Genomic DNA, 11,466 nt, shown 5'->3' on the forward strand with positions numbered 1-11,466 from the left:
AGAGAGAACAATTCACCTCTCCGCTGGGCGTCGCCAGGTCAGCCGTGGCAGGCTGTACGGACGGCGGTAGTTCACCCTTTCGGCTGTCTTGGAGTGGCAACCATCCCATCCGGCTCCGCCGAACGTCGCCGCACCGACGAACGTCGGTGCCGGCCCGGCCGCAGACCGAACGGCTCCACGATCAGCCACCGGTGCGGCGTACTCCAAGGGCCGGACGGCGCGGGTCGCCGCACAGGCGGGAAGGAGTGACGGACGGTGGACATGACCGGAAACGACCGTGACCGGGCGGTACTCGTCGTCGCCTACAACAGCGCGGGGATGTTCAACCCGCTGCTCAGCATCGTCGGCGAGCTGAAGGCCCGGGGCGTCGGGAACGTCTGGTTCGCGTCGACCGAGGATCGCCGGGGGGACGTCGAAGGGCTGCGCGGGCCGGGCGAGGTCTCGTTCGTCTCGCTCGGCCCGGCCCGGCCGCAGTCGTCACCGGACACCTGGGACGACGCGACGTACCGGCTGCTGACCACCGGCGACCGGGCGATCAGCTTCGCCCGGTACCTCGACGCCAGCACCGACTACGACCACGTGCAGCAGCTCTACCGGCGCTGCCTCGAGGTCATCGACGAGATCCGGCCGGTGGTGGCCGTGGTGGACAGCCTGGCCAGCTGGGCGATGGACGCGGCGCAGACCCGGCAGCTGCCCTTCGTGGTCAGCATCTCGCTGCCGCCGTCCAACTTCCTCCAGGAGCAGCTGCCGTCGCGCTACCCCGCCCCGTTCTCGGGGCTGCCGGAGCGGATGACGCCCCGGCAGCAGGCGGCCAACGTCGGCTTCCGGAACCGGCTGGTGCGGGCGCTGATGGAGCCGGACCGGCTGCGGCGCAGCCTCGCCGCCGTGGCCACCCGGAAGGCGGCCGGCATCCGCAACCCGGAGATGCGCCCGGCGGGCTACGTGGAGGCCGCCGAGGCGCTCATGGCGTACACGGTCTTCGGCTTCGAGTACCCGTTCGCGACCGCCCCGGAGAAGCTGCGGATGCTGGGTCCCGTCGTGCCCCGGGAGCTGCCGCCGGCCGACGGCGACGACGAGCTGACCCGATGGCTCGACGAGCACCCCTCGGTGGTCTACGTCGGGTTCGGCACCATCATGCGACTGACGCGGCGCCAGGTGGACGCGATCGTCGAGATCGCCGAGCGGCTCGGGCCCGAGCACGCCGTGCTGTGGAAGGTGCCCGCGCGCCAGCAGCACCTCCTGCCGCCGGCGGAGCGGCTGCCGGGCAACCTGCGGGTGGAGGCGTGGGTGCCGTCGCAGCACCGGGTGCTGGCCCACCCGCACGTGCGGGTCTTCTTCAACCACGGCGCCGCCAACGCCATCCACGAGGCCGTCCACTTCGCCGTACCGCAGCTGGTGATGCCCTTCTGGCTGGACTGCCCCGACGGGGCGGTGCGCGCGGTCGACAGCGGGGTGGCGCTGTCCGTCGAGCGCGCCGACTCGCTGGACGTCGAGGACGTCCTCGGCAAGCTGGAGCGGCTGCTGGGCGAGGAGACGTTCCGGGCGCGGGCGCGGCTGTGGAGCCGGCGCATGCGGCAGGCCGGCGGGGTCACCGCCGCCGCCGACCTCGTGCTGCGGCACCGCGACGAGGCGGCGGCCCGTCGTGGCGTCGGGCTGGCCGTCGGCTGAGCTTCCGGTCGTCGTACGCGTCGGAGGGGCGCGGTGGGTGTGGCCCACCGCGCCCCTCCGACGTCCGTCAGGACGCGGCGCCCTGGGTCTCGTCAGCCAGCGCCTCCGCGTACGCGACGAGCCGGGACGGCAGGTCCGTGCGCCGCTTGACGTCCAGCTTGCGGTAGACCCGGGTCAGGTGCTGCTCCACAGTGCTCACCGTGATGAAGAGCTTGCTGGAGATCTGCCGGTTGGTGTGCCCCTGGGCGGCCAGCGCGGCGACCCGCCGTTCGGCGTCGCTCAGCCCGTCGTCCGGCTCCTGCAACTCGGCGGCGGCCGGATACGCCGGCAGCCCGCTGCCCGGCTCCCGGCGGATCAGCCGCTGGGCCAGCACCGACGCCCCGCAGTCCTGGGCGAGCTGGTAGGCCCGGCGGACGAGCAGTCGGGCGCGGGCGGAGTCCCCGGCGCGTTGGAGTGTCTGACCGGTGTCGCCGAGAGCCCGGACGAGTTCCAGCCGGTCGCCACTGGACTGCAGCAGGTTGACCGCCTCGGAGAGCAGCTTGCGCCGGTGGTCCTGGGCGGCGGTGGTGGCGAGCAGCCGGAGCGTGCGACCCCGGGTGCGGTCGTCGACCCCGTGCGGCACCCGCAGCTGCTCCTGGAGCAGCTGGGTGGCCTGCGTCTTGTTGCCGACGCTGAGCTGCACCCGGGCCAGCTCCAGCCGCCACGGCACCAGCCCGGCCGCGTCGATGCCCCAGGCGCGCATCAGCTCGCCGCAGCGTCGCAGGTCCGTGGTGGCGGCGTGCGGCCGGCGCACGGCCAGGTGGTGCCGGGCCCGGGCGGCCAGGTAGTGCAGGCCCAGCGGCGTGCGGAACATGCCGGGCGGGACGGGGTGGGCGAGCCACCGTTCGGCCTCCGAGAACCGGCCCGACTCGGTCGCGCAGGCGACCAACGTGGCCAGCGGGCCGGCGACCGCCACCCCCCACGCGGGGGCGGGCATGTCCTCCAGGGCCGCCCGCGCGTGGTGCTCCGCGCCGGGCAGGTCGCCGACGCGCAACGCCGCCTCCGCCCGGACCGCCCGGATGACGGCCCGCCACACCGGGGCGTGCTGGGCGGCCGGCCGGCCGAGCAGCACGTCGCCCCAGACCGCGGCCCGGTCGGACCGGCCCGCCCAGAGCAGCGCCAGCAGGGGAGCGGTCAGCAGACCCAGCGCGCCGTCGTCGGTGTGGTGGCGCTGGAGAAGCTGTTCGGCGGTGGCCACCGTGTCGTTGTCCGCAGCCGGCGTCAGCGCGGTGCCGAGCACCGTCACCGCCTGGAGCAGCGGGCTGATCGTGGTCGGCGCGTTCGCCGCCCGGCTCCAGGTGCTCGGGGTCTCCCGCACGGTGGCCAGGTGGTCCGGGTGGGAGAGGGAGACCAGCAGCTGCATCATCCGCAGGCGACCGGCCGCGCCGACCGAGCCGTGCTCCTCGTCCGACGCGAAGGCGCTGACCGCCTCGGTGGCCTCGTCCACCCGGCCCTGCCAGAGCAGGTAGGGCACGGCGGACAGGCCCGCGTCGGTGGACCAACCGGCGGCCCGCGCCGTCTCCACCAGCTCGGTCAGCTGCCCGTTCACGGTCAGCGGGTTGATCTGCCAGCGGGCGTTCACCAGCATCTCGGTGGTGGCGGTCCGCTGCTGCGCGTCCACCGGGGCGCGGGAGACCAGGCGCAGGCAGGCGGCGGCCACGTCGGGCCGGCCCGACGCCAGCGCGTGGCCGGCGGCGTCCTGGAGCACCGGCACCATCCAGGGCGCGCTCGCCGCGCCGGCGGCCACCAGGTGCTCGGCGACCACGCTCGGCTCGGCGCCGTGGTCGTGCAGCACCTCGGCGGCCCGCTGGTGCAGGCTGCGCCGTTCGTCGGCCGACATGTCGCCCAGGATCGAGCGCACGATGCGCGGGTGGCGCAGCTGGTCGGCCTCCATCAGGCCCGAGGTACGCAGCACGCGTACCGCCGGGGCCGTCGACTCGGGCACCACGTCGAGAAGGTGGCCGAGCAGTTCGGTCGTCGCGGGCCGGTTGAGCACCGCCAGCGCCTGGGCCACCCGGCGCACCCCCGGCTCGTGCCGGTAGAGGCAACCGAGCACGGCCTGGTCGAACGCGTCGCCGACCGACGGGCCGTACTCGTCGCTCGTCTCCCCGCTGGCCCGCTCCTCGAGCAGCGCCCGGGTGAGCAGCGGATTGCCACCGGTCATGCGTACGCAGCGTTCCGCCGTCCTGCGGGCGTCGGCGTTGTCGGCTTCGCCGCCGACCAGCCGGGCGACGGCGTCGACGGTCAGCGGTGGCAGGCCGATCCGGGAGAAGTGCGGCTGGCTGAGCAGCTCGGCCCGGAACAGGGGGTGCGGCGGGCGCAGCGTCGAGGCCTCCGCGAGCACGACCATGATCCGGGCGTGGCGCAGCCGGCGGGTCACGTAGAGAAGGCAGTGCAGCGAGGCGGGGTCCGCGTGGTGCACGTCGTCGACGGCGAGGACCAGGGGCCCGGCGGCGGTCAGGTCGAGCAGGGCGGCGAAGAGACCGTGCAGCAGCGGCGCCCAGGCCCGGTCGCCCTCGGCCGCCTCACCGCCGGGCTCGGGCAGCGGTACGGCGAAGGTGCCGTCCCGCATCAGCTTCTCGACCCGGGCCGCCGCCTCCGGCGTCAGCCGTGCACTGTGGAAGAGCTGCCCGATCACTCCCAGGTGGAGCCCGCGCTCGGCCCGGGAGCCCGCGGCGCTCATCACCTGCCCGCCGGCGCCCGCCGCCCACTCGCTGAACGACTCCAGCAGGCTCGTCTTGCCGCTGCCCACGGCGCCGGTGACCAGCGCGACGTGGCCGCGCTGCTGGTCCTCACAAGCTCGGAATGCGCGCCGGAGGCGGGTGGTCTGTTCCTCTTGCTGCACCAACACCAGCGTGTCAGCCCCTCTCGTACGCGGCGCGGGACCGGGAACCCCGGTGTGACCGACGCCGCCTCCCCCTTGCCGGACAGCCGCCCCTCCACCCGCGTCTTCCGGGTAGGGGTGGAGCGCACCGGGCCGCCGTGCCGGGTGGACCTGGAAATCTTTCGCGGACCGGGGGTTCTCGCCGTACGGTCCGCGTGCTGAGGGGAGTCTGGCACCGGCGCGGGTGTGCGACAACGGGCGCGAGACCCCATCGTTTCGCGCACAAACCTGCGGCCCTGAAACGCATTTAGGGGTTGCGCGGAGCGCAGTGAGGGGTGTCGACATCGACCCGGCAGGGGAGATGGCCACGCGATGAGTGGCTGGTGTCGGGCGTGCGGCTTGATGGTGTCACATCGGGCGTCGCGACGCACGCCCGCTTGCACGGACCGTGGTGGGGCGCGGACACCGGGCGACGGTCGGCGCGGGCGGAGTCCCCAGTGAACGGCCGGCGACGATCGGCGGAAGGCGGGGTGAACGGCCGGCGCCGGTCGGCGGAGGTGACGGCGCAGTTCGCAGTCGACTGCCGGCGACGATCCGCGGAAGCCGGGGTGAACGGCCGGCCAACGATCGGCGGTGGCGTGAGCCGAGGGTGGACAGCGCAGAGCACCGCCGCGTGACCCGCGGCCGTGACGGCCGGGGCGGTGGTCGAGCGGCGGCGGTCAGCGCCGCCGAGGTCCGGCGGTCAGCGCTGCCGGGGCCCGGAAGGCCGGTGGCCCGGGTCGTCCAGAGCGCGCGGCGGTGGGTCCAGGACCGTCGCGCCGGGTCGGTTCATGCGCAGTCGGGCGGCCAGTTCGCTGCGCGAGTTGACGTCCAGCTTCCGGTAGATCCGGGTCAGCCGCTGCTCGATCGCACTGACCGTCAGGAAGAGCTTCTCGGCGATCTCGCGGTTGGTGTGACCCTGGGCGGCGAGGGTGGCCACACTGCACTCCGCGTCGGTCAGCCCCTGGACGACGACCGTCGCGCCGGCACTCCCGGCGGCGCCGCTCCTGGCGGTGGAGAGGCCGGGCCGCAGCATCGGGATCCCGCACTCCTCGGCGAGCATCCGGGCCGACCGCGCCGCGGCGCGGGCCTGCCGCCTGTCGCCGACCTGCTGGTAGGCCTGACCGAGGTCGGCCAGGTTGTGCGCCAGCTCCATCCGGTCACCGCACTGCCGCAGCAGTCGGACAGCGCTGCGCAGGTGCGGGATGCGGTCCGGCCCGTCCTCCGTGGCGGCCAGGACCCGCAGGGCGGCGGCCCGGTACCGGACGTGGACGGGACGCAGCCGGGCCAGCTCGTCGCGGACCAACCTGCCGGCCTGCTGGCGGCGGCCCATCCGGAGCAACGCCCGCGCCGACTCGGTCCGCCACGGGACGAGGCCCGAGAAGTCCAGCCGCCAACGGTTCATCAGCTGCCCGCAGAGCTGGAAGTCGGCCAGTGCGGCCTCCGGGCTCCCGGCGGCGAGGGCGTGCATCCCGCGGGCCTGCAGGTAGTGCAGCCCGATCGGGGTCTCGAACATCGCCGGGGGCACCGGCACCTGGAGGGAGGCCGCCGCCGCGTCGAGCTGGTCCATGAAGGTGAGGGCCCGTACCCGGACGGCGAGCGGTATGCCGATCACCACCCCCCAGCCCTTCGGCGAGAGCTGGTTCAGCGCCTCGTCGGCCAGCTTCTCCGCCCGGGGCAGATCGCCGAGCCGTCCGGCGACGGCTGCCCGCAGGGCCGCGAGCGTCGCCGACGGGGTGGGGTAGCGGGGGGTGGCCGGGTTGCGGTTCAGCCGGTCGCACCAGTCGTCGGCCAGGTCCAGCCGGTCGGCGTAGATCATGGCGATGAGGGCGCAGACGGCGGTCCACATGTTCGGCTCGTCGTCCAGCCCGGTGGTCGACAGCGCCCGCTCGGCCTGCTCGACCGCGCCGGCGTCACCACGGTCGAGTACGGCGGAGAGCAGGGTGGCGCCCTCGATGCCGCGCTTGACCTTGGCCAGCGTGAGCGGGTCCCGGGCGGCCACGGTGGGCGCCGGGCGGTCGACCATCACACCGGGGTAGAGGGTCGACATCCAGGCCGTGGTGACGAGCAGTTCGGCGGCGGACCTCGTGTCCGCCCCTTCGCTCAGGTGGTTGACCAGCTCGACGGCCTTGTCGATCTCACCGTGCCAGAGCAGGTAGTGGATGGGACCGGCGGCCTGCTGGCTGCCGAGGTGCCCGGCGCGGATGGCGGTGACGACGTCGACCAGATGGGGGATCGCGGCCTGCGGGTCGAGGCGCCACTCGGCGCGGGCCAGCGCGGACCGGATCCGCGCCCGCAGGCATTCGCCGGCGCAGCCCCGGTGCGCGCGGCGCAGGTATCGCAGCGCGGTCTCCACCTCGCCGTCGCCCAACGCCTGCTCGCCGGCGTCCAGCAGGGTCTGCGCCATCCAGGGCTCGGCCAGCTCGTCGATCCCGACCAGGTGCGGCGCGATCCGCGCCGGGACCGCGCCGTCGTCGTGCAGCAGGCAGGCCGCCTCCAGGTGCAGCCGTGCGCGTTCCTCGGCCGTCATTCCGTCGATCACGGCCTGGCTCACCGCCGGATGGCGCAACCCCTGCTCGGTGATCAGCCCCGCGCTGGTCGAGTCGTCGATCGCGCCGAGCGCGGTCCGTGACCGTGCGTCCACGAGGTGGGGCAGCAGGTTGCCGTGCAGCGGCTCGCCGGTCACGGCCAGTACCCGGGCGGCGTCGAGCACCAGGTGGTCGCAGCGGTACAGGCAGCTCAGCACGGCTTCCCGGAACGACTCCCCGACCACCGGGCGGTCGGTGGGCCGGGGCGCGGCCGCCTGATCCTCGGCAAGCGCCTGCACCAGCAGCGGGTTGCCGCCGCTGATCCGGTGGCTCTCCTCGGCGATGCTCCGGGCGACCGGAACGCCGAGTCGCTGGGCGAGCAGTTGGAACGTCCCCTCGGCGGTGAGCAGCGGCAGGCGGATGCGCTGGAGCCTCGTGGGTTGCAGCAGCTCGGCGTGTACGTCGGGCCGCCACGGCCGGGTGCGCGGCGCCTCCGTCAGGATGATCAGCACGGGTAGATTGGAGATCCGGCGGGCCACGTAGTCGAGGCAACGCAGCGACGGCACGTCGGCGTGGTGGACGTCGTCGACCGCGATGACCAGCGGCCCCTGCGCGGTCATCTCCAGCAGGGCCGCACCGATCGCGGCGGTGGCCAGGGCGGTGTCCTCCTGGTCCGTGTCGTCGGCGTCGGCCCAGGTGAGGGCGCCCGCGTCCAGCAGCCGCCCGAGGCGGGCCCAGATGTCGGGATTGCCGGCCCCACTCAACGGCGCCGCCCGGACGAGTTGCCGGACGACCTCCAGCGGGACGGTGCGTTCGGCGCGGGAGGCGCTCGCGCCGAGGACACGCGCCCCGGAGTCGCAGGCCCGCCGGGCGAAGGTCTGCAACAGCGTGGTCTTGCCGGAGCCGACCGGACCGGTCAGCACGGTCACGGTCCGGTTGGTCGGGGAGGCGTCGCTCCGGGACAGGTCCGTCAGCCGGCGTTCCAGCATGCTGAGCAGGCACGACCGCTCGGTCAGCTCCATCGACACGGCCCCCGGAGGAACGTGCGGCCCGCGGTCACCGGAGGGGCCGCCCGCCCTGCGCGCCCCTGGAGCTCGACGAAATCGGAGACCGGCAATTCTTGACCCATTCCATTATTAGCAAATATAGACGACCGTCGAGCATGGCCTGTGAACCATCGACCGACTTGACCTGCTGGGTGACTCCGGTCGCGCTCCCATCAGTGTCGGCGATATTCCCCAGGCCTCCGGGCCGGTCTCCCCTATCGACCACCGTGATGGTGGGAGTATGGCAGTTCGGCAATTGGGCGGCAAGCCGAGGTTTGTAAAGGATGGGCAAACATCGGTTCTGTGTCCCGCCGCCCGACTGGGCCCTTCGGTGCGCGGTTGACAGCGGAAAGTCGCCGGGCGGTCCCGTAACGTGACAGCATGCCGTTGCGGCCCCATTGGTCACGCCTTTCCGACCCGCTCGGCGATTGGCGGACGAGTTCTTGCGTGCTAGGTGTCCGGTGCGCTTCCGCGTCGTCGCCGCGACGGGGCTCCGGCCATTGACCCGTCGGCGGCGGGGCCGCCTCCGTCGGCGGCGTTCCGGGGCCGTCCCGCTGCGGGGTGCGCCGGAAGCCTCGAAGGTCATCCCGCGTAAGCGCTGCTCAACTCAGTGTCAACATGGTCAACGGCCGGTCCGGCGGCCATGTGCGCGGCTCGGCCCGGCGCGGGGGCGCCGACGCGTCCCGCCTGTCGGGCCGGACCGGCAGGGAGTCGCTCCGGTCCCGGGCGGGCGGCTCGACAATTGTTAAAGGTTCCCGATTGTTGCGGCGTGCAACATTGTCGGCCCGAGTGCGACTGCGGGCCGCCGGGTCGGGGCCGGGGATCGGGACTCGGCGCCCGCCGCCGGCGCGCCACTGATTCGGACCTTTGGGAAAATCGCCGATTATGTTGTTAAAAAAGAATTATGTGCCCAGGGATCTGTGGTCGGACGTTGGCGGCGTCAAGTGACCGACGAAATGCGATCGGACAATGGTGACCGGCATCAATGCATCTACGATTCGCTCGCGCCGGCCGACGATTTTGCGTCAAAAGTCGACTCCAATGTCTGCCACTCCCGACGGCTCGTCGTCCATCCATAGTGTCGGCCACGGGAAAGGGCGGCCGGGCCTGCCGTCGCCGAAAACCGGACGAGATCCTGTCCTACCTGGCCTGTCGGCCTCGCAGGGGGCCCCGGGCCGGGCGGCTAGGGGTTGTGCCGGGCCGATAGCCCGGCCTAATTTCGGGGCACCCGTTTCCAACATCGGGATAGCCGGATATGGGGCCACGCGTGCCCCATGACCTGAAGGGTTCTGTGGCCGTCGTGATGTCCCACCTGCCGCCGCGACTCGTTGCCGCCCTCCGCAGGGGATAGCGCAGATGACACTGCTGCCGGCGCTGCGGGGATTCGGCGCGGACCGGGCCGATGCGGTCACGGTGGCCGGCGGCACGCTCTCCAGCGAGGCCCTGCTCGGCTGCGTCACCGCGGTCGCCGACCGGATCAGGGGCGCGGTCGCGGTCGCGGTTGACGGCACGCCGACCCTGGAGACGGTGGTCGGAATGCTCGGCGCCGTCCACGCGGGCGTCCCGCTCGTACCGCTGCCCCCCGACGCCGACGAGTGCGAACGGGGCCGCATCCTGAGGCAGTCCGGGGCGACGGTGCTCCTCGGCGATAGCCGGTCCGACACCCACGGGCTCCCCACCGTCCCGGTCGACCTGCGCCAGCGCTCCTCGACCCCGCATCCCGAGCCCGCACCGGGCACCGACGCCGTCATCCTCTACACCGGGGGCGCCGGCGGGCCGCCGCGCGGGGTGCGCATCTCGCGCCGCGCCATCGCCGCCGACCTCGACCTGCTGGCCGACGCGTGGCGGTGGAGCGAGGAGGACGTCGTGGTCCAGGGCGCGCCGCTGTTCCGAGCGTACGGCCTCATCGTCGGCCTGCTCGGCGCGCTGCGGGTCGGCAGCCGATTCGTCCACCTCGACCGGAACGCCGCCGCCGGACCGGTCGGCACCATGTACCTGGGGTTGCCCGAACAGTGGGCGAAGATCGCGTTGAACGCCAGGTGGGCCCGGTCGCTGTCGGCGGCGCGGATCCTGGTCTCCGCGGACGCCCCACTGGCCTGCGCCGTGGCCGAACGTCTCCGGCTGCTCACCTCGCACACGCCGGTCCAGGCGTACGGCACCACCGAGACGCTCATCGCGCTGACCGGGCGGGCCGGCGACCCCACGGCCGCCGGTGCCGTCGGCACCCCCCTGCCGGGGGTGGAGACCCGGGTGCTGGACCGCGAGGCCCGACCGGTGCCGGCCGACGGCGAGTCGGTCGGCGAGTTGAGCATCTGCGGGCCGACGCTGTTCAGCGGCTACGTCGGGGGCGGGCGGGGCTCTGCCACCGGTCACTGGCACGCCACCGGCGACCTGGCCACCGTGGCCGCCGACGGCTCGTACCGGATCATCGGGCGGCGCGGGCTCGACGTGGTGCACAGCCGGGGCCGGCGGATGCACGCCGGGCAGATCGAGGAGGCGTTGCTGAGCCATCCCGGGGTCCGGGAGGCCGCCGTCGTCGGCACACCGCACGACGCGCTCGGCGAGCAGGTCACCGCGTACGTCGTCGCCGAGGGGTTGACCGCGCAGATGGTCATCGACCACGTCGGCCGGTACCTCTCGGCGGGTCAACGGCCCCGGCGGGTGCACTTCGTCGACGAGCTGCCGCGCAGCCCGCTCGGCCGGATCAGGAAGTCCCTGCTGATCGCCGCCGGTTGAGCCGACCCGGCCGTGGGCGGGGCCCGGTCGGCCTCCGCCCCGCGCTCAGCCCTCCACCCAGCCGTGCCGCCGCGCCAGGTCCAGCATCCGGGCGCGCACCGCCACGATCTGCGCCCCGGTCAGGTCCGACACGGAGGTCACCAGCGCCTCGGTGGTCTCCGTGCAGAAGGCCCGCTCGGAGAGCACGTCGCACAGGCCCTCGTCGTCCTCCGCGCCCTGCCCGCTGTCCCTGCTGCGCCCGCCGGCGAGCGACCCGGCGGCCCGGGAGGGCCCCGCGGTGCCGGCCGCGCCGGTCCGCTCCGCTCCCGCGGCAGCGCCGACCACCCGCACCAGCACGGCCTTGGGGCCACGATCGGTCCCCACCGCCTCGTACTCCACCGGGACACCGGGCGTCAGCGCCCACTTGTCGCCGTCCAGCATGTTCGCGTGCACGAACACGTCGTCGCTGCCGTCGTCCGGGGCGATGAACCCGTAGCCCCGCACCTCGTCGAACCGCACCACCCTGCCAGTGAGCATCGCTTTCCCGCATCCATCCGACCAAGATCCGCGTACCCCGCCCGTGGGACCGGGGCCCGCCCCCAGACTG

The 11,466-nt window shown here is 73.7% G+C and carries 5 protein-coding genes; 2 read left to right on the forward strand and 3 right to left on the reverse strand.

Features of this window, described 5'->3' with window-relative positions:
* The first annotated feature begins 261 nt into the window (after positions 1-261).
* On the forward strand, positions 262-1,668 hold the full coding sequence (locus tag DER29_RS14470; RefSeq protein WP_121397809.1) for a glycosyltransferase: 1,407 nt from the start codon (positions 262-264) through the stop codon (positions 1,666-1,668).
* Between the two features lie 67 nt (positions 1,669-1,735).
* Here the strand turns inward: DER29_RS14470 and DER29_RS14475 are convergent, their stop codons facing one another.
* Complete coding sequence (locus tag DER29_RS14475; RefSeq protein ID WP_233599802.1) at positions 1,736-4,552, reverse strand: LuxR family transcriptional regulator; 2,817 nt, start codon at positions 4,550-4,552, stop codon at positions 1,736-1,738.
* A gap of 721 nt (positions 4,553-5,273) precedes the next feature.
* Positions 5,274-8,120 carry an AAA family ATPase gene (locus DER29_RS14480; protein ID WP_121397811.1) on the reverse strand — a complete coding sequence of 949 codons (2,847 nt, stop codon included), beginning with the start codon at positions 8,118-8,120 and terminating at the stop codon, positions 5,274-5,276.
* 1,380 nt (positions 8,121-9,500) lie between these two features.
* Here DER29_RS14480 and DER29_RS14490 point away from each other — a divergent pair.
* Positions 9,501-10,880, forward strand: a complete 1,380-nt coding sequence (locus DER29_RS14490; RefSeq protein WP_121397813.1) for an AMP-binding protein — start codon at positions 9,501-9,503, stop codon at positions 10,878-10,880.
* 45 nt (positions 10,881-10,925) lie between these two features.
* On the opposite strand, the gene DER29_RS14495 is transcribed toward DER29_RS14490, so the two are convergent.
* Entirely contained in the window at positions 10,926-11,396 is a 471-nt protein-coding gene (locus DER29_RS14495; protein WP_121397814.1) for a cold-shock protein, read from the reverse strand.
* Between the last annotated feature and the right edge of the window lie 70 nt (positions 11,397-11,466).

Origin of the sequence: Micromonospora sp. M71_S20 (assembly GCF_003664255.1) — a bacterium.
In the GTDB taxonomy this organism is placed as follows: Bacteria; Actinomycetota; Actinomycetes; order Mycobacteriales; family Micromonosporaceae; genus Micromonospora.